Source organism: Achromobacter sp. JUb104, from assembly GCF_024806975.1.
In the GTDB taxonomy this organism is placed as follows: domain Bacteria; phylum Pseudomonadota; class Gammaproteobacteria; order Burkholderiales; family Burkholderiaceae_B; genus Achromobacter; species Achromobacter spanius.
In genome coordinates this window covers 1,769,937-1,794,002 of sequence record NZ_JANUEY010000001.1, presented here as the reverse complement: position 1 = coordinate 1,794,002, position 24,066 = coordinate 1,769,937, and the positions used below count along the sequence as shown (strand labels likewise).

At 63.5% G+C, this 24,066-nt stretch carries 16 protein-coding genes; 8 read left to right on the top strand and 8 right to left on the bottom strand.

The window, feature by feature from the left end:
• Window positions 1-5: 5 nt before the first annotated feature.
• The 3 genes from M2361_RS08070 to M2361_RS08060 all read right to left on the bottom strand — a co-directional run bounded on the left by M2361_RS08070 (window position 6) and on the right by M2361_RS08060 (window position 10,310).
• Window positions 6-1,340: an aminotransferase class I/II-fold pyridoxal phosphate-dependent enzyme gene (locus tag M2361_RS08070; protein WP_404976353.1), complete on the bottom strand. Its 1,335-nt coding sequence runs from the start codon at window positions 1,338-1,340 to the stop codon at window positions 6-8.
• A gap of 20 nt (window positions 1,341-1,360) precedes the next feature.
• A complete protein-coding gene (locus M2361_RS08065) occupies window positions 1,361-9,034 on the bottom strand; it encodes a type I polyketide synthase (protein WP_259247669.1) in 7,674 nt (2,557 codons plus the stop codon).
• A 679-nt stretch (window positions 9,035-9,713) separates the two neighbouring features.
• Window positions 9,714-10,310: an alpha/beta hydrolase gene (locus M2361_RS08060; RefSeq protein ID WP_259247662.1), complete on the bottom strand. Its 597-nt coding sequence runs from the start codon at window positions 10,308-10,310 to the stop codon at window positions 9,714-9,716.
• 269 nt (window positions 10,311-10,579) lie between these two features.
• Between M2361_RS08060 and M2361_RS08055 the strand changes: the two genes are divergently transcribed.
• Complete coding sequence (locus tag M2361_RS08055; RefSeq protein ID WP_259247660.1) at window positions 10,580-11,707, top strand: branched-chain amino acid ABC transporter substrate-binding protein; 1,128 nt, start codon at window positions 10,580-10,582, stop codon at window positions 11,705-11,707.
• 152 nt (window positions 11,708-11,859) lie between these two features.
• Here the strand turns inward: M2361_RS08055 and M2361_RS08050 are convergent, their stop codons facing one another.
• From M2361_RS08050 to ugpB, 4 genes are all read right to left on the bottom strand, one after another.
• Window positions 11,860-12,948 (bottom strand): sn-glycerol-3-phosphate import ATP-binding protein UgpC, encoded by a 1,089-nt coding sequence (locus tag M2361_RS08050; RefSeq protein WP_259247659.1) that lies wholly within the window; start codon window positions 12,946-12,948, stop codon window positions 11,860-11,862.
• A 49-nt stretch (window positions 12,949-12,997) separates the two neighbouring features.
• Window positions 12,998-13,849, bottom strand: a complete 852-nt coding sequence (gene ugpE / locus M2361_RS08045) for a sn-glycerol-3-phosphate ABC transporter permease UgpE (RefSeq protein ID WP_259247658.1) — start codon at window positions 13,847-13,849, stop codon at window positions 12,998-13,000.
• 21 nt (window positions 13,850-13,870) lie between these two features.
• Window positions 13,871-14,752, bottom strand: a complete 882-nt coding sequence (gene ugpA, locus M2361_RS08040) for a sn-glycerol-3-phosphate ABC transporter permease UgpA (protein ID WP_050444673.1) — start codon at window positions 14,750-14,752, stop codon at window positions 13,871-13,873.
• Window positions 14,753-14,950: 198 nt separating this feature from the next.
• Window positions 14,951-16,264: a sn-glycerol-3-phosphate ABC transporter substrate-binding protein UgpB gene (ugpB, locus tag M2361_RS08035; protein ID WP_100855849.1), complete on the bottom strand. Its 1,314-nt coding sequence runs from the start codon at window positions 16,262-16,264 to the stop codon at window positions 14,951-14,953.
• Between the two features lie 193 nt (window positions 16,265-16,457).
• Between ugpB and proC the strand changes: the two genes are divergently transcribed.
• The 7 genes from proC to M2361_RS08000 all read left to right on the top strand — a co-directional run bounded on the left by proC (window position 16,458) and on the right by M2361_RS08000 (window position 23,229).
• Window positions 16,458-17,291 carry a pyrroline-5-carboxylate reductase gene (gene proC / locus M2361_RS08030; RefSeq protein WP_259247654.1) on the top strand — a complete coding sequence of 278 codons (834 nt, stop codon included), beginning with the start codon at window positions 16,458-16,460 and terminating at the stop codon, window positions 17,289-17,291.
• On the top strand, window positions 17,288-17,842 hold the full coding sequence (locus M2361_RS08025; RefSeq protein WP_259247647.1) for a queuosine precursor transporter: 555 nt from the start codon (window positions 17,288-17,290) through the stop codon (window positions 17,840-17,842). Before proC ends, M2361_RS08025 begins: the two co-directional genes overlap by 4 nt.
• Before the next feature lie 456 nt (window positions 17,843-18,298).
• Window positions 18,299-19,414 (top strand): high-affinity branched-chain amino acid ABC transporter substrate-binding protein, encoded by a 1,116-nt coding sequence (locus tag M2361_RS08020; protein WP_259247643.1) that lies wholly within the window; start codon window positions 18,299-18,301, stop codon window positions 19,412-19,414.
• 188 nt (window positions 19,415-19,602) lie between these two features.
• Window positions 19,603-20,529: a high-affinity branched-chain amino acid ABC transporter permease LivH gene (gene livH / locus M2361_RS08015; protein WP_100855845.1), complete on the top strand. Its 927-nt coding sequence runs from the start codon at window positions 19,603-19,605 to the stop codon at window positions 20,527-20,529.
• On the top strand, window positions 20,529-21,764 hold the full coding sequence (locus M2361_RS08010) for a high-affinity branched-chain amino acid ABC transporter permease LivM (protein WP_259247638.1): 1,236 nt from the start codon (window positions 20,529-20,531) through the stop codon (window positions 21,762-21,764). The genes livH and M2361_RS08010 overlap by 1 nt, the downstream gene beginning before the upstream one ends.
• Window positions 21,761-22,528 (top strand): high-affinity branched-chain amino acid ABC transporter ATP-binding protein LivG, encoded by a 768-nt coding sequence (gene livG, locus M2361_RS08005; protein WP_259247636.1) that lies wholly within the window; start codon window positions 21,761-21,763, stop codon window positions 22,526-22,528. Before M2361_RS08010 ends, livG begins: the two co-directional genes overlap by 4 nt.
• Window positions 22,528-23,229, top strand: a complete 702-nt coding sequence (locus M2361_RS08000) for an ABC transporter ATP-binding protein (RefSeq protein ID WP_259247634.1) — start codon at window positions 22,528-22,530, stop codon at window positions 23,227-23,229. The genes livG and M2361_RS08000 overlap by 1 nt, the downstream gene beginning before the upstream one ends.
• 93 nt (window positions 23,230-23,322) lie before the next feature.
• Here the strand turns inward: M2361_RS08000 and M2361_RS07995 are convergent, their stop codons facing one another.
• Window positions 23,323-24,066, bottom strand: coding sequence for an aspartate/glutamate racemase family protein (locus M2361_RS07995; protein WP_259247633.1), 744 nt, complete (start codon window positions 24,064-24,066; stop codon window positions 23,323-23,325).

Genomic DNA, 24,066 nt, shown 5'->3' with positions numbered 1-24,066 from the left:
CGGGCTCAGCGCAGCGCGCTGGCCAATACTTCGAGCGTTCTCTGAATTCCTTCCTCCGTATGCATACAAGAAATAAAAAACCTCAACCTGGCCGACTTCTCCGGCACAGCCGGATAAAGAATCGGCTGCACATTAATCCCTTGCTTAAACAACGCCGCTGACATCCGGGTCGCCTTCAACGAGCTCCCCATAATCGCCGGCACTACCGCCAGCCCGGTGCTCGTCCCGGTATCAATCCCCGCGGCCTTGGCCTGCTCCAGAAAGAACTTCCCCCGCGCCTGCAGCGCAGTCACTCTTTCCGGCACTTCCTTCATCCGCCTCAACGCTGCCAGCGACGCCGCCGCCACACTAGGCGGCATCCCTACGCTATACAGAAACCCCGGCGCCAGGAACTTCAAATGCTCCACCAGCGCCGTTTCTCCCGCGATATACCCCCCGCAGCCCGCCAGCGTCTTGCTCAGCGTGCCCATCCAGATATCCACGTCTTTCCCATCCACGCCGAAGTGCTCGCGGATGCCATACCCGCGCGCGCCCATCACACCCAGCGAATGCGCCTCATCGACCATCAAGAACGCGCGATGACGTTGCTTGATTTCAATGAAGCGAGGCAGATCCGGGAAATCGCCGTCCATGCTGTAGATGCCTTCCAGCACGATCAACACGCGTTCAAACTGGTGGCGTTGTTCGTTCAGGATGGTGTCCAGCGATTCCCAGTCGTTGTGGGGGAAGGGCAGGCGGCGGGCGCCTGACAGCTGGATGCCTTGCAGGACGCTGTTGTGGATCAGTTCGTCGTGCAGCACCAGGTCGCGCGGGCCGAACAGGTAGCCAATGGTGGATACGTTGGTGGCGTGGCCGCTGACGAATGAAATGGCGTCGTCCACGCCGTACAGCGCGGCAATTTCCATTTCCAGTTCGCGGTGGATGGGGCGTTCGCCCGATACCAGGCGGCTGGCGGAAACCGAGGTGCCGTATCGGTCGATGGCGGCTTTGGCGGCGGCGGCCACGACCGGGTCGCCGGACATGTTCAGGTAGTTGTAGCTGGCGTAGTTGACGTACTCGCGGCCGTTGATCTGGGTGTCGGCGCCGGCTTTGCCTTCGTGCAGTTTGAAGAAGGGGTTCTTTACGCCCAACCGTTGCGCGCCGTCGTTGATGATGCGCAGTTGCTGGTAGCCGGGGTGCAGGTGGAAGCGGTAGTGTTCTTCCGGAATCTCGGCCTTCTTCTCGGCGGGGCGCGCGGGCGCCTGGCCCGCGGGTGCGGAGGCCTGGCGCAGTTTGCGCTCCAGCGCTTGCTGGATGATTTTGTCCTTGATGCCGGCGGCAAGGCCCGGCAGCTTCTTCACGGTGCTCAATTAATTCTGGCCTACTGGATCATGCGTTGCATGGGAAGACTGCCGTTCATCTTGATTTCGTCGACGAAGTCAGACACGGTGCTGGAGCCGACTTCGGCGGCGTGGCTGGCAACCACTTGCTGCACGCTGGCGGCCACGGTATCGCCTTGGGCGTCGCTGTGTTCGTCGCGCAGCAGCAGCACCAGGCGTTCCGCCAGCTTGGCGGGCGTGGGGCTTTCGTTGAGCGCCATCACGGGCAGGCGGATGCCGAAGCGGTTCTCCAGCGCCACGACCAGTTCAACGCCCATCAACGAGTCCAGGCCCATGTCGTAGACGGACCGGGTGGCTTCGATCTTGTCGGGCGACACGCGCAGGATTTCACCGATTTCTGTCTTGAGCATGTCGGTGAATCGTTCATGCAGCGTGGCGTCGTCCAGGGTGGCGATCATGTGCGCGATGTCGTCGGCGCCGCCTTCATCGTCACCGGCATCGCCGGCGCGGCGGGCGATGTCCGAGAACTTGGGCAGGCCGGCGCTGGGCAGGAAGCGGCTAAGCGCGCGCCAGTCCAGTTCCAGTACGCCGAGGCCGGACACGTCGGCTACCAGCATGTCTTCGAGCGCATCCAGGGCGACCTGGGACGCCAGCGCGCCGCCGCCCATGCGGCCCTGCAAGGCGTCTTTGATCTTCTGGTTGCGGGCCAGGAAGCCAACGTCGTCGATGGCGCCCCAGCGCACGCAAGTGGCCGGCAGCCCTTCGGCACGGCGTTGCGCGGCCAGGCGTTCCAGCCAGGTGTTGGCGGCGACGTAGTTGCTTTGTCCGGGGTTGCCGAACAAGGTGGTGGCCGACGAATAGAAGATGAACAGGTCCAACGGCAGCGTGCGCGTCAGGTCGTGCAGGTGTTGTGCACCCAGCACCTTGGCGGCAAGCGTGCGTTCAATTTGTTCGGGCGTGGTGCTGCGGGCCAGGCCGTCGTCGATGACGACGGCTGCGTGGACGACGCCTTTCAGGGGCGGCAGCGTGGTGGCCGTTTCGTCAAGCAGGCGGGCCAGCGCCTTGCGGTCGGTGACGTCGCAGGCGGCGGCGTGCACGCGCACGCCTTGGGCCTGGAAGGCGGCGATGGCGGCTTGCGCGGCGTCGGTGGTGGGGCCGCTGCGGCTGATCAGAACAAGGTTGCGGGCGCCCTTGTCGGCAAGCCACTGCGCGGTGCGCAGGCCAAAGCCGCCCAGGCCGCCGGTGACCAGGTAGGTGGCGTCGGCGGGCAGCGTCAGCCCGGCACGATGCGGGGTGGCGGGCGTGTGGATGCCGCTGATGCCATTGCGATACGTGATGACGATCTTGCCGATCTGGCGCGCCTGCTGCATGTAGCGGAAGGCGTCGACGATGTCGTTGGCGTCAAACACGGAGTAGGGCAGCGGATGCAGCGCGCCCTGGCGGAACAAGGCCATCATCTGCGCGAACAGGCGTTGCGTCAGGTCGGGCCGCTCGTTCATCAGTTGATCGGCATCGATGCCGAAGTAGCTGATGTTGTTGCGGAACGGGCGCAGGCCGATGCGGGTGTTCTCGTAGAAGTCGCGCTTGCCCAGTTCCAGGAAGCGGCCAAAGGGCTTGAGCACCCGCAGGTTGCGGTTGATGGCTTCGCCCGCCAGCGAATTCAGCACCACGTCGACACCGCGGCCGTCGGTGTCGGCCAGAATTTCATCGGCGTAAGACAGGGACCGCGAGTCATAGATGTGACGCACGCCCAGCAGGCGCAGCAGGTCGCGCTTTTCGTCAGAGCCGGCGGTGGCGTAGATTTCCGCGCCTAGCCATTGCGCGAACTGGATGGCGGCAATGCCCACGCCGCCGGCCGCGCCGTGGATCAGGATCTTCTCGCCTTCTTCCAGGCGCGCCAGGTGGTGCAGCGCGTAGTAGACGGTGAAGAAGGTGCTGGGGATGGTGGCGGCGGCTTCAAACGAGAAGCCTTCGGGTATGTGCGAGATGGCGCTGGGTTTGGTCAGCACGCGGTCGCCAAAGCTGGCGGGGCCAAAGCCCACGACGGCGTCGCCGACGGCATAGTCGTCCACGTCCGAGCCCACGCGGATGACGGTGCCCGAAAACTCCAGGCCAAGCGTGGGGCCGGCGAAGCCGTTTTCGATGGCTTCGTCGGACAGCAAGCCCAGCGCGTACATGACGTCGCGGAAGTTCAGGCCGGTGGCTTCGATGCGGACTTCAAGTTCGTCGTCGCCCGGCGCGGGCGCCGCGCAGGATTCCCAGCGCAGGTTGCGCAACTGGCCGGGGAATTCAAAGCCCAGGCGCACGGCTTGCGACGCGCGCAAGTCGGACGAGTCTTGCGTCGGGCGCACGGCTTGGCGCAGGCGCGGCGCGTAGCGGGCACCGGTGTCGTCAAGAATGATTTCGTCTTCGTTGTCGGGGTGCGTGACTTCGCGCGCCAGGGCGTCCACCAACACGTTCGTCTGCGCCTGCGCCAGGGGCAGGTCGACCATGCGGATGCGGAAGTTGGACGCTTCGTTGGCCAGCGTGCGGCCGTAGCCCCACAGCGCGGCGTCGTTCAGCGCATGCATGCCGGCCGAGGCGTCTGGCGCGGTACGCAGGTACTGGGCGGCGTCGGCGGTGACCAGCCAAAGCGTTGCGTTGGTTTGCGTGCGTTCGCAGGCCTGGATGACGGCGGCGGCCAATGCGCAACGGCGGGTTTGTTTGTCCAGTAGATGTTGGGCAGCGTCTTGGGCGGCTGCTGGGCTCGCCTCTTGCCGATCGCTCCAGGCCAGCCCATCCAGATGCACGACATGGTTGACGGGGCCAACCGCGCCGTTGCGCAGCAAGTCGTCCAAAGCGTCGGCGGCAACACCGGCGGCCACACGGACGTGGTGGCCGGCGCGGGTCAGCGTAGCTTCCAGCGACTGGGCCAGGCCGGCGCTGTGATCAGGATGGGAGTCCGCCAGGATGAGCCAGTTGGCGGGTTCGATGGCGGTGCTGGTGGCGACGGGGTTCGCGGTACTGGCGACACCGGCGCCAGCGTCGTCCATGCGCGCCGTCAACAGGTACGCACCGGTGGCGACGGTTTCAGAAAACGCCAGCGGGCTGTCGCAATGCAGGCCCAGCGATTGCAGTTCGTCCAGCCAGAAATCGGCGGGCTGCTGCGTGGAAAGCTGTTCGCCGTTTTCGCCGGTTTGCCACCAGTTTTGGCGGCCACCAAAAACGAAGTCGCCCCAGGCGGTGGGGTGCGCGCCGCAAAGCACCAGTACGCCGCCAGGCCGCAGGCTGGCGCGGGCGTGGCGCAGGGCGGCGCGGGCGGCTTCCAGCGTATCGAATTCGCAGTGGAAAACGGCCAGGTCGCAACGGGCAGTGGGGCTTACGCCACCTTCGCTGCTGTCAGCGATCAGTTCGGTTTGCGCGTTGGGATAGCGTTCGGCCTGCTGATGGGCAACGTGGTCCAGCACGTCGGCCTGGTTCGAGGCGTAGCAGTAGTCGGCCACGTTGAAGTCCAGGGCGTCGCAGCAGTTGGACGCGAACAAGGGCGCGGCTTGGCCCACTTCAATGATGGCCAGGCGTTGGCCAGGTACGCGATTGGCTTGCGCCTGTTCCAGGATGCCGCGCAGGGCAGTGCCCAGGCGCTGGCCGCTGGCGGCGCCCAAGGCGCTGCGGCTGATGGTGGCGGGCGTGCTGGCGCGCGGGCAGACGTCGTCCAGGGCGGCCTCGCCGCGCAACAGGGCGGGCAGGTGCAGGCCAACGCGGCCCACGGCGTGGACGATCTGCGCGTAGTCCGGATATTCGCGCAGCAGGGTGTTCCAGATGTCAGGCGTGCGGCTGTCGTTGTCGTCTGGTGCAGGCAGGTGGATGCCGGCGGCGCTGGCCTCGGCGAAGCCGGCGGACGTCAGGCGGGCAATGGTGTGGTCCAGCAGCAGCGCGGTGTCGGGCGCATGGCGGCGCAGTTCGGTCACCAGCGCCTGTGGCAGCAGCAGGCCGTCGGGTGCAATCTGACGCAGCGCGTCCAGCGCAAAGCCGTAGCACAGGCTGTCCAGAAGCGGGTCGACTTCTTGGGCGTAGCGGTCGTGCGCGCCGTCTTGCACGCAGGCGGCAATGGCGTCGGCCAGGGCGGTGCGCAGCGATGCATGGTCTAGGGGATTGGGGCCAAAGGGCGCATGCGGACGCGGGGTGGCAATGGCGTCCAGAAAGCTAAGGTTGTCGGCAGCAGGCTTGCGCAGACGGATGCTGCGAAAACGGGCTTGTTCGACGGCGGCAATTTGTTCGCCGGCGGCGTTATAGAGTTCGAAGCTGGCGGTCAGCGAATGCGGCGCGCGACGTTCCAGGCGGACACGGGCCGCGGCAGGCTGGCCGGCGTTGGCGCGCAGCGTCAGGCGTCCGATCTTGGCGGGCACGAAGGCAATGCCTTGCCCCATGGCGGGGTCGTTGCGCAGCAACTGAATGATCAGTTGGAAGGCGCAGTCGAGCAGGGCCGGGTGCAGGTGCGTGGCGCCCAGCTCGGCGGTCAGGCTGGCGTCGGCTTGCAGCACCGCCAGCACGCTGGTGTCGGATTCAATCCAGCCGTGGGATACCGCGCGGAAGGCAGGGCCGTAGTCCAGCCCCACCGCGCACGTCAGTGCGTTGTGCGTTTGGCCGGTGAAGTCCGGTGCGCGGGTGGGCAGGCTGAGTTCGCTCTGCGTCAGGCGGGCGCGGCCGGGCTCGCGCAGCAAGCGGCCGCTGGCGTGCTTGACCCAGGGCTCGGTGCTGTTGGTGTCTTTGGCGGTGATGCGGAAGCGCCCGTCGGCGTCGTCCAGCAACAGGCGGGTCAGCTTGCTGGGCGACGCGTTCAGCAGCAGCGGCGCGTGGATTTCCAGTTCTTCAAGTTCGGCGTAGTCGCTGGTCTGCCAATGCAGCGCGGCGGCTAGCGCAATTTCGGCAAAGCCGGTGCCGGGGAAGACGACGGCATCACCCACGACGTGGTCAGCCAATGCCGGATGGGATTGGGTGTCGAGTTGGTTTTCCCAGGTGTGCTCGTGCTGCTGCATGGGGTAACCCAGCAGCGGGTGCACCAGGCGGCGCGACAGCAAGCCCAGGGACTCCGGGGTGGTGGGGTGCCAGTGGCGTTCGCGCTGCCACGGGTAGGTGGGCAGGTCGACGGCGGGGCCTTCCCAGGGGAAGAGCGATTGCAGGTCGATTTGGCCACCACTGACGATGACCTGGCCCGCGGCCATCCAGATTTTCTCGGGGTCGTCGCCGCCACGGGTAGACGTGCTGAGCACGCGCCCTTGCATGTCCGCCGCCTTGAGCGTGTCGTTCAGGTAGGAACGCAGTAGCGGGTGCGGGCCTACTTCAACAAAAATGTTGTTGCCTTGCGCGGCGAGCTGGTTGGCGGCCTGTTCGAACCGCACCGGTTCGCGCACGTTGCGCCACCAGTACTCGGCGGTCAGCGAGGCACCATCGAGCACTGCGCCGGTCACCGTGGAATAGAAGGGCACATCGCTCGCGCGCGGCTGGATGTGTGCCAGCGCGCTTCGGATACCAGCTTCAATGCCGTCCATGGCGGCGCTGTGGAAGGCGTAGTCCAGGTCCAGCCGGCGATAGAAAAGGGACTCTTCGGCCAACGCGGCTTCAAGAATGCTCAACGATTCCGGCGCGCCGGCAAGCGTGGCGCCACGCTCGCTGTTGTAGCCGGCCACGCAGACCGAGCCACCCAGGTTGTGCAGGGCAATCAAGGCTTGCGCGGCTTCGCCGCTGATGCCCACGGCGGTCATGCGGCCTTGGCCCTTGGTCTGGCCTTGCAGGCGGCTGCGCTGGAAGATGACGCACACGGCGTCCGGCAGGCTCAGCGCGCCGCAGGCCCAGGCAGCGGCCACTTCGCCCACGCTGTGCCCAATGACGGCGCTGGGCACGACGCCACGCTGTGCCAGCATGCGCGTGATGCCGACTTGCAGGGCAAACAGCGCGGGCTGGGCGATTTCGGTGCGTTGGTAGCGGTCGTCGCCGTTTTCACCGGCCAGTTCCTTGTGCAGGGAAAAGTCGGCGTATTGCGAGAACAGCGCGTCAACCTCGTCGATGGCGCTGGCGAAGATGGGGTCGGACAACAGCCGGCGGCCCATGTTGGCCCATTGCGATCCGTTGCCGGAATAGACCATGACGGGGCCGCGCGCCTGGTTCAGCGCGCTGCCGGTGACGACGTCATGCTTGGATTCCGCGCCGTCGGCGAATTGCAGGAGCAAGTCGGCCACGGTATTGCATTGCGTGCCGAAGACGACGGCGCGTTCGCCGTGCCAGTCGCGGCGCATGGCGGCGTGGTAGGCGGCGTTGTAGAGGAAGCGGGCGGGTTGGTCGCGCAATACATCAGCCATTTGCCGGGCGGCGGCTTTCAGCGCTTGGGGAGACTTACCCGAGACCAGCACCGGAATCGGCGCGGTCTTGGCCATTTTGCCTTCGGCGGCCGGGTTGCGCGGTGGCGGGCTTTCCAGGATGACGTGGGCGTTCGCCCCGCCAAAGCCAAACGAGTTCACGCCGACCACCAGCTTACCGGTCTGGCGCAGCTTGCGGTTCTGGGTGACGACGTCCAGATTCCATTCCCGGAATTCGATCTTGGGGTTAAGCGTTTTGATGCCGATGGTGGCCGGCACGACGCGGTGGCGCAATACATATAGCGCCTTGACCAGGCCGGCCACGCCGGAGGCCGCTTCCAAGTGGCCCAGGTTGCTTTTGACGGAACCGATGGGCAGCGGGGCGTCCTTGCTGCGTTGCTGGGCCAGGGCCGCGCCGATGGCGCGCGTTTCGATGGGATCGCCAACGGCGGTACCCGTGCCGTGGGCTTCCAGGTAGTCAATGTCGGAAGGCGAGATGCCGGCCTGTTCGTAGGCCTGGCGCATCAACGTGGCCTGCGCATCGGCGCTGGGCACGGTCAGGCCGGACTTGCGGCCGTCGGTGTTGACGGCGGACCCGGCGACAACCGCCAGGATGTTGTCGCCATCGGCCACGGCCTGGTCATAGTCTTTCAGCAGGAATATGCCGCCGCCTTCAGACCGCACATAGCCGTCGCCCGCCGCGTCAAAGACATTGCAGCGGCCGCGGGGCGACAGCATGGATGCTTTGGAAAAGGTAATGAAACCGTAAGGATGCAGGTGCAGACTGACGCCGCCCGCCAAGGCTTGGCTGCATTCGCCGGAGACGATGGCGCGGCAGGCCTGGTGGAAGGCCACCAGCGACGACGAGCACGCCGTGTCCATGGCAATGCTGGGGCCGCGCAGGTCGAAGAAGTACGACAGGCGGTTGGCGGCGATGCTGGCGGTGTTGCCCGTGGCCATCGAGGCGTCGACGGCGTTCAGGTCTTCGGCCATGCGGTAGGCGTAATCCGAACTGGCAATACCTATATAGACACCGCAGTTGGAGCCGCGCAGGGTAGAGGGGCGGACGCCGGCCTGCTCCATGGCTTCCCAGCTCATTTCCAGCAGCAGGCGCTGCTGCGGATCCATCAACGCGGCTTCGCGCGGAGAAATGCCGAAGAAGCCCGCGTCGAACCCGGAAATGTCGCCGATTGAGCCGGCGGCAAAGGTGTAGGCAGACCCGGGATGGTCTTTGCCGGGGTGCAGGTAGGCGTCGGGGGACCAACGGTCTTCGGCCACCTGGGTGACCAGGTCGCGGCCGTCAAGTAGAGCCGGCCAGTAAGAGTCCGTGGTAGTGCTGGGGAATCGGAACGAGAGTCCGATGACGGCAACGCGCTTAGCCATGCAGTGTCCTTCTTACCCCGCCGTACACCGGCAAGGAATATGAATTTGCGGTCGCGCCGCAGGGGAAACAGAGGCCAATCATGGCTGGAACGCCAAGATGGCCGGGCGCGTTAAGCGCCGCCGATACGGCCCGACGTGCTGATGCTCCGGTGTACCGCCATCGCGAGGATGGCCCCCTTGCTGTGGACACTGCGTTGGCGCTGCTGCCGGCGCGCCATGGGATTGCTCTGAGTTGTCATTGTTTAGTGTTATTTCACCGAACCAATGCCTTCTCGACCGCTCGCTTGGGCAAGGGCGGGGCATGTATGCGGTTCGGCCGCAGAAACATTTGGATTGGAACTGAATGATTTTACCGGATACCGAGGTTACGACCCGCCCGGGCGCGGGTTCTAACCCCCCGGCCCCCCTCGCGGAACAGCTATTCTCAAGCTTTCATTTCGCTGTCCCCGCGCTTCTCGGGCCGTAGCATATCAATCATTTGTAACTTGTTTTGGGCAAGATTAATCAAAAGGATTCACGCCTGCGGAAACCTTTGGCCACTTCCGCAATTAATCGCATAATTTGCAATAGTTACGGCACAAACTGCCTAAGTTCGGCTAAGTTCTTGCGACGCTGCGGGAGTGTAATGGATCCGTAGACCGGTCAAATCGTGTTCTGTAATTGAATGTTAATAAATGGGTCAAGAAATCCCGCAAGCGGGAACGGGCGGAATCCGTTTGGCCGGGCAGGGGATCCGCCACGCGGCTCGGCGTCGCAGCGCACCTAGTATTTTCAAACCCTCGGGCCAGTCAGCCAAACCGCTGTCAGCATTGATGTGCCCGGCGCCAGAAAGGACCACGATGCGGCTGCCCCAATCTTCGGCAAAGCCTCGGGCGCGCTCCAGGGCGCAGTAGGGGTCGTCATCGCTGGCAACGACCACGCTCTGAAAAGGTAGCGATTGGCGGGAGATGGGCGCGAAGCCACGCAGGCAAGCTGGCGCGTCGGGCCGTTCGACGTCAGCGGGCGCCACCAGCAGGGCGCCGGCCACTTTGGCGCGCAAGGGTACGGGCAGGCTCGCGGTGATCAGGCAGCCCAGGCTATGGGCCACGATCAGCACCGGAGCGCGCGCCCGGTCGACTTCGCCTGCCAGCGTGGATAGCCATTGCGCGGGCTCCGGATTTTCCCAGTCGCGCTGTTCGATGCGCACGGCATGAGGCAGCACGCTGACCCAGCGCGATTGCCAGTGTTCGGGTCCGGAGTTTTTCCATCCGGGGACGATGATCGGTTGGAGTCTCATGGCGGCCATGATGCCGCGCGGCGTTAGTAACTCAAACGAATAAATCGTCTATTGCATATGCCTCTCGGGATATAACGCGACGCGCTCGGCGATGTGGCACCCGCGGTGCGGGGAAGCGCCGGAAGTCGGGCCGGATGGGCTCCAAAACCCCCGTTCTTTCGGTGTATGCTTGCCGTGCAAAAGCACCGTAGCGGGGCGTGATCATACGTACTTCCGGCGTCCGCCCGATACGAAAACCAACGATTACAAGCAATCAGAGGAGTCCACTCATGAAGCCAACATTTCGTCTGACCCCGGTCATTGCGGCGCTCGGCGTTGCCGCCGGCCTGGCGTTTGCCTCGGGCGCGCATGCACAAACCATCAAGATCGGTGTGGTCGGCCCCACCACGGGCGCCGTTACCCAATATGGCGACATGGTCCGTGAAGGCGTGGACACCGCCATTGAGCGCATCAATGCCGCGGGCGGCGTGAACGGCAAGAAGCTGGAAGCGGTGGTGATCGACGACGGCTGCGAGCCCAAGCAAGGCCCGGTTGCGGCGAACCGCGTCGTCAACAGCAAGATCGGTTTCGTGGTGGGTCACGTGTGCTCGGGCGCAACCATCGCCGCCGCCGACATCTACAACAACGAAGGCGTGGTGATGGTGACGCCGTCAGCCACGGCGCCGGCAGTCACCGACGGCAAGAACTACGAGTTCATCTTCCGCACGATCGGCCGCGACGACCAGCAAGGCCCCGCCGCCGCCCAGTTCATCCTGGAAAAGATCAAGCCGAAGAAGGCCGCCGTGCTGCACGACAAGCAGTCGTACGGCCAGGGCATCGCCACGGCAGTCAAGAATGACCTGGAAAAGGGCGGCGTGCCCGTCGCAATCTTCGAAGGCGTGAACGCCGGCGACAGCGACTACTCGGCCGTGATCACCAAGCTGAAGGCGCAAGGCGTGGACTTCGTTTACTACGGCGGCTACCACCCCGAAATGGGCTTGCTGCTGCGCCAGGCGGCCGAGCAGGGCGTGAAGGCGAAGTGGATGGGTCCGGAAGGCACGGGCAACCCCGACATCAACGCCATTGCCGGCGACGCCGTTGAAGGCATGCTGCTGACCTTGCCGGCCGACTTCACCCAGAACGCCGCCAACGCCGACATCGTGAAGGCCTTTGAAGCCAAGAAGCGCAACGCCAGCGGCGCCTTCCAGATGACGGCCTATGCGGCCACCCAGGTCATTGCGGACGGCATCAAGGGCGCGGGCAGCGATGACCCGACCAAGGTTGCCAAGTACCTGCATGCCAATTCCTTCGACACCCCGATCGGCAAAGTGTCGTGGAACAAGCAGGGCGACCTGACGAACTTCAAGTTCGACGTGTTCACCTGGCACAAGGACGGTTCCAAGACCGTCTATAAGTAATGCCGTGACAGTAATGCGGTGACACGGTGGCGCTTGCGCGCCGCCGGCTCTGCATGTGAATCGGGCCGCAAGCCAATGACATGGCTTGCGGCCCGATTCTTTTGCCTGGCAGCCGCGCCAGGCGACCGCCGTGGCGGCTGGTGGCTTAGGGTTTACAAACCCTGCACCCGGCGACCCGATTCGGCTTCGAACCAATGCAGCGGATGGCGGCCGTCCGGGCCGACATTGACGCGATCGCCCACCTTGGCCGAGGCCTCCGACAACTGGCGCGTCGTGCAGCGCACCACCAGCGTGGTCTTGCCGCAGCGGCAATGCACCAGTTGTTCCGAACCCAGCGTTTCGACCATTTCAACTTCGGCCGGCACGCCTTGCGTGTTCAGCAGCATGTGCTCCGGGCGCATGCCCATGATGATCTTGCGGCCACGCACCTGGGACGGCACTTGCAGCGGCGAGATTTCCAGCGCCATGCCGTCGGTCGTCTGCACGGTGCCGTCGCCGGCCACCTGCACTTCCATCAGGTTCATCGGGGGCGAGCCGATGAAGCCGGCCACGAAGGTCGAAGCGGGCTTTTCAAAGACTTCCATGGGGGTGCCGATCTGCTCGGGCACGCCTTGGTACATGACGATCATGCGATGCGCCAGCGTCATGGCTTCGACCTGGTCGTGCGTCACGTACAGGCTGGTGGTGCCCAGGCGGCGATGCAACTTCATGATTTCAAGGCGCATCGCCACGCGCAGCTTGGCGTCCAGGTTCGACAAGGGTTCGTCGAACAGGAACACCTTGGGTTCACGCACGATGGCGCGGCCCATGGCCACACGCTGGCGCTGGCCGCCGGACAGCGCGCGCGGGCGACGGTCCAGCAGGTGGCCCAGTTCCAGGATCTGCGCGGCAATGTCCACGCGCTTTTTGATCTCGTCCTTGGAGAACTTGCGGATCTTCAAGCCATAGGCCATGTTTTCAAACACGGTCATGTGCGGGTAGAGCGCGTAGTTCTGGAACACCATCGCGATGTCGCGTTCGGCGGGTTCCAGCGTGTTGACGACCTTGTCGTCGATCACGATGTCGCCGCTGGTCACGGATTCCAGGCCGGCGACCATGCGCATCAGCGTGGACTTGCCGCAGCCGGACGGCCCGACGATGACGATGAATTCACCGTCTTTGACATCCATGTCGATGCCATGGATGACCGGCACGTTGCCGGCATAGGTTTTCTTGACGTTACGGAAGCTGAGAGTAGCCATGTTTATTCGGGTTCGGAGTCGTGTTCGGGTGGGCGAGGGCGGGCAAGCGTCACTTTTCAGTGTCGACCAGACCCTTGACGAACCATTTCTGCATCAGGATGACGACCAGTGCCGGCGGAATCATGGCCAGCATGGCGGTGGCCATGGTGATGTTCCATTCGGTCACGCTGTCGCCGCCGCTGATCATCCGCTTGATGCCGATGACGACGGGGTACATGTCTTCCTGCGTGGTAATGAGCAGCGGCCACAGGTATTGGTTCCAGCCGTAGATGAACTGGATCACGAACAGGGCGGCGATGCTGGTCTTGGACAACGGCAGCAGCACGTCGAAGAAGAACCGCACCGGGCCCGCGCCGTCGATGCGCGCGGCCTCGATGAGCTCGTCCGGCACCGTCAGGAAGAACTGGCGGAACAGGAAGGTGGCGGTGGCCGAGGCGATCAGCGGCAAGGTCAGGCCGGCGTAGCTGTTGAGCATGCCCAGGTCGGCTACCACTTTGTAGGTGGGCGCAATCCGGACTTCGACGGGCAGCATGAGCGTGACGAAGATCATCCAGAAAAAGAACATGCGGCCGGGGAAGCGGAAGTACACCACCGCGAAAGCCGACAGCAGCGAGATCGCGATCTTGCCGATGGAAATCGACAGCGCCATGATCAGGCTGACGTACATCATGCGGCCGACGGGGGCGCCCGACGAACCGCCGGACGAGCCGCCAAACAGCGCCTGCATGTAGTTTTCGACAAAGTGCGGACCGGGGATCAGCGACATCGGCGCCTGCGCCACTTCCTGAGCGGTCTGGGTAGACGCCACGAAAGTGATGTAGAGCGGAAATGCCACCATCGCCACGCCGCAAAGCAGAATGAAGTGGGCCAGAATATCCAGCCAGGGACGGCGTTCAACCATTGTTATCAGCCTCGAACAAAATCAATACTGCACTTTGCGGTCGACGTACCGGAACTGTACGACCGTCAAGGCAACCACAATGAACATCAGGATCACGGACTGGGCCGCGGACGAACCCAGATCCAGCCCACGGAAGCCGTCGCTGTACACCTTGTAGACCAGGATGGAAGTCGCCGTGCCCGGACCGCCTTGCGTCGTGGTGTCCACAATGGCGAAGGTGTCGAAGAAGGCATAGATGATGTTGACGACCAGCAGGAAGAACGAGGTGGGCGACAGCAGCGGGAACACAATGGTCCAGAAGCGCCGCGCCGGGCTGGCGCCGTCGATGGCGGCGGCTTCGATGAGCGAACGCGGAATCGATTGCAGGCCGGCCAGGAAGAATAGGAAGTTGTACGAGATCTGCTTCCAGACGGCGGCCGCCAGCACCAGCATCATGGCCTGGTTGCCGTCCAGGCGCGGGTTCCAGTCAACGCCGGAGTTGCGCAGCGCCACGGCCAGGATGCCCACGGAAGGCGAGAACATGAACAGCCACAGCACGCCGACGACGGCGGGCGCCACGGCGTAGGGCCAGATCAGAAGGGTCTTGTACAGCCCTGCGCCGCGAATCACGCGGTCGGCCATGACGGCCAGCAGCAAGGACACGCCCAGACCCACGGCAGCCACCAATATCGAGAAGACAGCGGTGACGCGGAAGGAATCGAGGTAGGCCTGTTGCGAGAACAGTTCCATGAAGTTGTCGAGCCCGACGAACTCGGACGACAGGCCGAAGGCATCTTCAAGCCGCATGGACTGCCACATGGCTTGTCCGGCGGGCAGGAAAAAGAAGACCACGGTAATGATCAGCTGCGGCAACAGCAGCAGATAGGGCAGGGTCTTATGCCCAAAGACAACGCGTTTTTCCATAGGGGGTACCCAAGGTACAGAAAAGCGGCGGTTGGAGTAACCGCCGCTTGAAACCGCTTCATAAAAATACGACAGGCTTGAAGCCCCTTTATAACCAGGGCTTCAAGCCTTGCGCTCGTATCCGGATTGGCCGTTAAGTCATTGTCACGCTTGAGAAATGCCGTGAAGCAATCACCCGACGGAGTCCCGGAAAGGGCGCTACTTTACACTCTTCTCAAACTTTTCCAGCAACTCGTTGCCACGCTTGACGATGTTGTCGGCGCCGTCCTTGGCCGCAACCTTGCCGGACACGATGCGTTCGATTTCAGCGTCTTCGATTTCACGGATCTGCGGCAGGAAGCCCAGGCGCAGGCCACGCGATTGCGCGGTGGTTTCCACGTTCAATTGCTTCACGCCGACTTCGGTGCCCGGGTTCTTGTCGTAGAAGCCTTCTTTCTTGGTCAGCTCGTAGGCAGCCTTGGTGACCGGCACGTAGCCGGTCTGCTGGTGCCAGCGGGCGGCGATTTCAGGCGAGGCCAGGAATTGGAAGAAGGCGGTCACGCCCTTGTAGACCTCCGGCTTCTTGTTGGCGAAGACCCACAGCGATGCGCCACCGATGATGGTGTTCTGCGGCGCGCCCTTCACGTCGGCGTAGTAAGGCAGGGTCGAGGTGCCGAATTCGAACTTGGCGTTCTTGGCGATGTTGGCGCGCAGGCCGGACGAGCCGGTGATCATGGCGCACTTGCCGCTGATGAACAGCGAGTTCGGCTCGTCGCCGCGGCCGCCGTACATGAAGATGCCTTCCTTGCCCAGCTTGGCCAGGTTTTCCAGGTGGCGCACGTGCAGCGGGGTGTTGATGGCGATGCGGGCGTCCAGGCCACCGAAACCGTTGTCCTTGGTGGCGTAGGGCACGTTATGCCAGGCCGAGAACGTTTCCAGTTGGGTCCACGACGGCCACGAGGTGGTGTAGCCACATTCCTGGCCGGCGGCCTTCAGCTTCTGGCCGGCGGCGGCCAGTTCTTCCCAGGTCTTGGGCGGATTGTCGGCGTCCAGGCCTGCCTTCTTGAAGGCGTCCTTGTTGTAGTAGAAAACCACGGTCGAGCTGTTGAAGGGCATCGACACCAGCTTGCCATCCGGCGACGAGTAGTAGCCGGCCACGGCGCCGATGAACGCCTTCGGGTCGATCGGGTTGCCGGCTTCTTCCGACATCTGCTGCACCGGCTTGATGGCGCCCTTGGCGTACATCATGGTGGCGGTGCCCACTTCGAACACTTGCAGGATGTCCGGGGCGTTGCCGGCGCGGAACGCGGCGATGCCGGCATTCATGGATTCGCCGTAGTTGCCTTTGTAGATCGCCTTGACCTGGTAGTCAGGGTTCTTCTTGTTGAAATCTTCGACCAGACCATTGACGCGGTCGCCCAGGGCGCCTTCCATCGAATGCCAGAACTGGATCTCGGTGGCGGCATGCGCGGACGCGCCCGCGAACGCGGCCATGACGGCGGCGAAGGTTAAAGCAATACGGTGGGATCGCATGATGAGGTTGCTCCTGATGGGCGTGTTGTGACCGGGTTGTCCGGACACGGAAAACACGACACCTTATGAATTGTTTGTGACAAAACCGTGACTTTCACATCACTGCAAACGCCTGTCAAATTGTGCGTTTCAGGCGCGAACGAACATTTTCTTTTTTTTCCCCAGCGGATTCGACCGACTACAATGCCGGCCTATGAAAAACGAACTTTCGATTGCGTTCATTGGCGGCGGCAATATGGCGGCCGCTTTGGCCTCCGGACTGGCTGGCAAAGTATGCCCCGCCAAGAGCATCCATGTCATTGACATTAATAAGGATAGCCACGCGGCCTGGCAGGCGCGTGGCATGACCACTGCGGTGGCCCCGGACGACGCCTTGGCCCGGTGCCGCGTTTGGGTGTTCGCGGTCAAGCCACAGAACATGAAAGATGTTGTGGCGTCCGCGCGTCAGTGGCTGCAAGACGACACCTTGGTGGTAAGCGTGGCGGCGGGAATCCGTGCGGATACGCTGGCGGGCTGGCTAGGATCCCCCGACGCGCCGTTCAAGCGCCTGGTGCGTTGCATGCCCAATACGCCCGCACTGGTGGGCGCGGGCGTGACGGGTCTGGCGGCGCTGGATGGCGTCAGCGAAGCCGATCGCGCATTGGCCGCAAGCCTCTTGGAAAGCGTGGGGCAGGTGGTGTGGGTGGCGGACGACGCCGCGCTGGATGGCGTGACGGCATTGTCCGGCAGCGGCCCGGCGTATGTGTTCCTGTTTCTTGAAGCCCTGGTGGCGGGCGGCGTGAAGGTTGGCTTGACCGAGGCGCAGGCCAAGCAACTGGCCTTGGGCACGCTTGCCGGCGCGACCAAGCTCGCGGCCGAATCGTCAGACCCCTTGTCGGTGCTGCGCGAGCGGGTCACGTCCAAGGGCGGCACCACGGCCGCGGCGCTGGCTGCGTTTGGCGAGGCAGGGTTTGCCGGCATCGTGGAAGACGCCATGGCCGCCGCGGCGCGCCGTTCGCGCGAGCTGGCCGAGGAATTCGGGCAATGACCAAGGCAAGCCAGCTCTTTCCGCCAATGAGCCGTGCGCAGTTCGGCATTGCCGTGCTGTGCATGTTGCTGGTGGTGGTGGGCTCGAACATTCTGGTGCAGGTGCCGCTTAACGACTGGTTGACGTGGGGCGGCCTGTCGTACCCCGTCGCCTTCCTGGTTACCGACGTGTTGAACCGGCGCTTCGGCCCGTCGGCCGCGCGCCGCGTCGTCTGGTTCGGCTTTGCGGCGGCGTTGGTGGTGTCGTTCTGGGTGGCGTCGCCGCGTATCGCGCTGGCCTCGGGCCTGGCCTATATCTGCGCGCAATTGGTGGATATCCAGGTGTTTGACCGTCTGCGCGACCAACGCTGGTGGCGCGCGCCGCTGGTATCGGGCGTGCTGGGCGCGGTGTTGGACACCGCCGTGTTCTTCAGCGTGGCCTTTGCGGCCACCGGCGCACCCTGGACGACCTGGATGCTGGGCGATCTGGCGGTCAAGCTTGTGGTCAACATCAGCATGCTGGCGCCGTTCCGGGCGCTGATGTGGAACCTGGCCAAGCCGGCCAACGCCTGACGCCGGGCATCGAAAAGGACGCGCATCGTGGCGACGTAATCGCCCGATGCGCGTTTTTTTTTGGCAGGGGATTATGCGGAATTCATTAACCCAATAATCATTAATCGTAAGTCCGGTGTAAGCACTGTATTTAAATGCATATTCGAACAGTGTATTAATGATTTTTCATATATCGGGCGTGGCACACATCATTAAGTTGCGCCAGTCGGAACCGAAGGCAAATTCAGCAAATTTCCCGTATTTTCATGGGCTTGCAAAGCTGATGCGTCACGATTAAAGGTTTGCCGGGAAATATTGGGGATTACACGCAGTGACAGTATGACGGCTAGCTCCCAGAATACCGCCCACACCGTGTTTTTGCCCAAGAAGCCGGCGACGCGCGATACGGATGGCGGGGTATCCACCCGACAGCCCGTTTCAATCAGAGCCGCTCAAAACCTCGCTGGAGAACTCCGCATGAAGTTTCTGAATCGCCTTACCCCGGTAGCCATGGCGCTTGGGGCACTTGCCTTGGCTGGCGCCGCACACGCCGCCGACACCATCAAGATTGGCATTCCCCAGCCCATGACCGGCCCCAACACCCAATATGGCGACCAGATCCAGGCCGGCGCCTTGACCGCGATCGAAACCATCAACGCCAAGGGCGGCGTCAAGGGCAAGAAGCTTGAGCCGATCCTGATCGACGACGGCTGCGAACCCAAGCAGGCTGTTCCGGCCGCCAACCGCGTGGTCAACTCCGGCGCCAAGTTCGCCGTGGCCCATGCGTGCTCGGGCGTCACCGTGGCCGCCGTGAAGGTGTACGAGGAAGAGGGCATTGTCGGCATCACCCCGGGCGCCACGTCGCCGCTGGTGACCGACACCATCAAGCCGCATTTCTTCTTCCGCACCATTGGCCGCGACGACCAGCAAGGCCCGTACGCCGCCAACTACATCGCCAAGACGCTCAAGCCGCAGAAGGTCGCCATCCTGCATGACAAGCAAACCTACGGCTCGGGTGTTGCCACCCAGGTCAAGGACGCGCTGGCCAAGCAGAACGTCAATGTGGCGCTGTTTGAAGGCATCAACGTTGGCGACAGCGATTACTCGGCCATCATCACCAAGCTGAAGTCGGCTGGCGTGGACCTGGTTTACTTCGGCGGCTACCACCCCGAACTGGGCCTGCTGCTGCGCCAATCGCGTGAACAAGGCCTGAAGGTGCAGTTCATGGGTCCGGAAGGCACGGCCAACCAGGATCTGGTGGCCATCGCTGGCCCGGCCATCGAAGGCCTGCTGGTCACGCTGCCGGCTGACTTCACCAAGCTGCCGGGCAACGAAGGCATTGTGAAGGCCTTCAAGGACGCCAAGCGCGATCCGGACGGCGCCTTCCAGATGCCGGCGTATGCCGCCGTGCAAATCCTGGTCGACAGCATCAACGCCGTGGGTGAAGACCCCGCCAAGGTCGCTGACTACATGCACAAGACCACCTTCAACACCGGCATCGGCAAGGTCGAATACGACGCCAAGGGCGATTTGAAGAACTTCGAGTTCGCCGTCTACAAGTGGGATAAGGACGGCAAAAAGACCCAGCTGTAAACTCGCGATCCGCCGGCGCGGTGCCGGCGTGTAGGGCCTGTTGTCTTCGTTGTGCCGTAATCCGCGTAGCGAAGCGCCAAAAGCGCTGTGCGGCCGGCAGGCGGTGACCACAGGCCCTTAGAAAAACCGCCCAGGTTTCCGGCTCCGGGTCTCTTCACCGGGGCCGGAACCATTTGGAGCAATAGATAATGTCTGACCTCATACCCCAACTTACCCAGCAATTCTTCAACGGATTGTCCCTGGGCGCGATCTACGCGTTGATCGCCATCGGCTACACAATGGTCTACGGCATCATCGGGATGATCAACTTCGCCCACGGCGAAATCTATATGATCGGCGCCTATGTCGGCCTGGTCACCTTGACGGCCATCGGCACCAATAGCGGCTTGCCGATGCCATTCATCATTGCTTCCATGCTGCTCGTCGCCATTGCCGTGACCGGCGTGTATGGCTTTTCGGTCGAGCGGGTTGCCTATCGGCCCGTGCGAGGCAGCCCCCGCCTGGTGGCGCTGATCTCGGCGATCGGTATGTCGATCTTCCTGCAGAACTGGGTGGCCCTGGGCCAAGGCGCGCGCGACATGGCCGTGCCCTCGCTGGTATCCGGCGCCGTGCAGTTCCACATGGGATCCGACTTCGACGTGACGGTGCCGTACTCGCGCATCATGATCATCGTCGTGACGGTGGTGCTGATGATCGGCCTGACGCTGTTCATCAAGTATTCCCGCATGGGCCGCGCCTCGCGCGCCTGCTCGCAAGACATGCACATGGCCAATCTGCTGGGCATCGACACCAACCGCGTGATCTCGTTCACGTTCGTGATGGGCGCGATCCTGGCGGCGGTGGGCGGCGTGCTGATCGCCATCACCATCGGCAAGCTGAACCCCTTCATCGGCTTCCTGGCCGGCATCAAGGCCTTTACGGCGGCGGTGCTGGGCGGCATCGGCAGCATCCCCGGCGCCATGCTGGGCGGCGTGCTGCTGGGCTTGGCCGAGACCTTCGCGGCCGCGTATATCTCGTCACAGTACAAGGACATCGTGGCGTTCTCGCTGCTGGTCCTGATTCTGCTGTTCCGTCCCACCGGGCTGCTGGGCAAACCTGAGGTGGAAAAAGTCTGATGTCTAAGAACAATCTTAAAAACGCCACGATGGCGGCCGTGCTGACGGCGGTGATCGTTACGCCGGTGTTTGGCCTGCAACTGATCCGTCAGGGCGCGCGCACATCGATGGAACCGAACTGGGGGCTGGTGGCGCTTGCCGCGGCCGTGGTGTTCGCCTTCCAGATGCTGCGGCCCTGGATCGCCGCGCCATTCCGCAAGCTGAAGACGGCGCTGCCGACCTTGCCGGCGGCGCCCGCCAAGAGCCACAAAGGGCTGATGCTGTTGCTGTTGGCGATAGCGGTGGTGTGGCCATTCTTTTCGGGCCGCAGTTCGGTCGACATTGCCACGCTGGTGCTGATCTACGTGATGCTGGGCCTGGGCCTGAACATCGTGGTGGGTTTTGCCGGCTTGCTGGACTTGGGCTTTGTCGGCTTCTATGCCGTGGGCGCGTATACGTACGCACTGCTGTATCACTGGGGCGGCTGGAGCTTTTGGGAAGCGCTGCCGTTTTCGGGCGCGATGGCGGCCTTGTTCGGTTTCGTGCTGGGCTTTCCGGTGCTGCGGCTGCGCGGCGACTACCTGGCTATCGTGACCTTGGGCTTTGGCGAAATGATCCGCCTGCTGCTCATCAACCTGAACACGCTGACGGGTGGCCCGGACGGTATTTCCGGCATTCCGAAGCCCACGGTGTTCGGCCTGGAAATGACGCGCCGCGCCAGCACGGAAGGCGGCACGACGTTCCATGACTTCTTCGGGCTGACGTTCAACAACCAGCACATGGTGATCTATCTGTACCTGATGGCCTTGCTGTTGGCGCTGATTACGCTTGCCGTGTCCACGCGTCTGATCCGCATGCCGGTCGGCCGCGCCTGGGAAGCGTTGCGCGAAGACGAAATCGCATGCCGCTCGCTGGGGCTGAACCCCACGCGGATCAAGCTGTCGGCGTTCACGCTGGGCGCCACGTTCGCCGGTTTCGGCGGCGCGTTCTTCGCGGCCCGCCAGGGCATGGTGAACCCGGAGTCGTTTACCTTCATTGAATCGGCGCTGATTCTGGCCATTGTGGTGCTGGGCGGCATGGGTTCGCAGGTGGGCGTGATTCTGGCGGCCATCTTGCTGACCGTCTTGCCCGAACTGGCGCGCGAGTTCGCCGAATACCGGATGCTGATGTTCGGTCTGGTGATGGTGTTGATGATGATGTGGCGTCCGCAGGGGTTGTTGCCCATGAAGCGTCCCCACGTGGAGCTGTCTAAATGAGCGAGGCATTGCTGAAAGTATCCGGACTCACCATGCGGTTCGGCGGCCTCTTGGCCGTGGACAGCGTGGGATTCGAAGTCAAATCCGACGAGGTGTTCGCCATCATCGGCCCCAACGGGGCAGGCAAGACCACGGTGTTCAATTGCGTGGGCGGCTTCTATGCGCCCACCGCGGGCGAGATCATCATGGACGGCAAGCCGATCAACGGTTTGCCCAGCCACAAGGTGGCCCGCCACGGGCTGGTGCGCACCTTCCAGAACGTGCGCCTGTTCAAGCAGTTGACCGTGCTGGAAAACCTGCTGGTGGCCCAGCACACTCAGGTGGAATCCCGGCTGCTGCCGGGTCTGCTGAAGCTCAAGGGCTATCGGCAGTCGGAAGCCGATGCGCTGGCGCGCGCGGCGCAGTGGCTGGATTTCATGGGGCTGCGTGAATTTGCCAACCGCGAGGCGGGCAACCTGGCCTACGGGCACCAGCGCCGCCTGGAAATCGCGCGCTGCATGATCACCAAGCCGCGCCTGCTGATGCTTGACGAGCCGGCAGCCGGCCTGAACCCGCAGGAAAAGCGCGATCTGCAATCGCTTATCGACCAGCTTCGGCGCGAGTTCGGCGTTGCCGTGCTGCTGATCGAGCACGACATGAGCCTGATCATGGGCATTTCCGACCGTATTCTCGTCATGGAACACGGCAAGCCCATCACGACGGGCACCCCCGATGCGGTGCGCAACGACGAGCGCGTGATTAAAGCGTACCTGGGGGAGGAATAATGCTTAAGCTGGAAAACATACACACGTACTACGGCGCCATTCAGGCATTGAACGGCGTGTCGGTGGAAGTGAACCAGGGCGAAATCGTTACGCTGATCGGCGCCAATGGCGCCGGCAAGACGACGCTGTTGATGACGGTGTGCGGCAACCCCCGGGCGCGTGAAGGCAAGATCACGTTTGATGGCGAAGACATCACCCAGAAGGACACGCACCACATCATGCGCAGTGGCATCGCCATTTCGCCTGAAGGCCGGCGGGTGTTCAAAGACCTGACGGTTGCCGAAAACCTGATGATGGGCGGCTTCTTTTCGAAGCGCTCGGAGATCGACGCGGGCATCGACCACGTCTATGGCTTGTTCCCGCGCTTGAAAGAGCGCGCGGCGCAACGCGCGGGGCTCATGTCGGGCGGCGAACAGCAGATGCTGGCCATCGGCCGGGCGCTGATGACGCGGCCGCGCTTGTTGTTGCTGGACGAACCCACCTTGGGCCTGGCCCCGCTGGTGATCGCGCAGATCTTCGACATCATCCGCGAGATCCGCGAGCAGGGCGTAACGGTGTTCCTGGTGGAACAGAACGCGAACAAGGCGCTGGGTGTGGCCGATCGCGGTTATGTGCTGGAAAACGGTCGCGTCGTGCTGCAAGACACGGGCGCCAATTTGCTGGTCAACGATCAAGTCCGCAAGGCCTACCTGGGCGGATAAGCATACGTTGACAGCTTCCCCGCGAAGGGAAATTCGGGCGCATCGGAAGGTGCGCTTTTTTTTCGCCTTCGCGTGGAGTTTGCGCGTTGCCGTTCAGGCGGCGATGCGTTGCTTGGCCAGGTCCGCTTCGTAATGCGCGATGGCCGCGCGGGCCAGCGCGTCGATCGAATCCGTGAGCGTCACGCCCAGGCTTGGGCGCAGCGCATGCGGCACGGCCAGCGGCAGTTCGGTGCAGCCCAGCACCACGGCGTCGGCGCCGCGCGCCTTCAGCCGGGCAATGCACTCGGCGGCGGGGGCAAAAGCCTCTTCCAGGCGGTTGCCCTTGACGGCGCGTATGGACCCCATGCAGTAGCGTTCGACCTCGTCGTCGTCGGGCACGATGCACTCGTAGCCTTGCGCTTGAAGGTGCTGTTGGTACAAGCCCAGTTTCAGCGTGGCGGCCGTGCCCATCAGGCCGATGCGGCCACGCGGCAGCCCAAGGCGGCGCAGGTCGTCGATGACCGCTTCAATGATGTGCAGCACCGGCACGCCCGTGCTGGCCGCGATGTCGGCGTACCAGAGATGGGCCGTGTTGCACGGGATGGCGATCAGTTGCGCGCCGGCTTCCTCCAGAAAGCGCACGCCTTGAACCATATGGGGCAGGGGGCTTTCGCCGCCGGCCATATAGGCGCTGGAGCGGTCGGGAATGCGGGGATCGTTGCGCAACAAGGTGGGGATGTGTTGCTGGTCAATCGCGGCGGGCGTGAGCGCCGCCAGGCGTAGGGCAAAGGCCGCGCCGGCCATGGGCCCCATTCCGCCCAATACACCCAGGTAGCAGCCCTGGGAAAACGTGTTCAC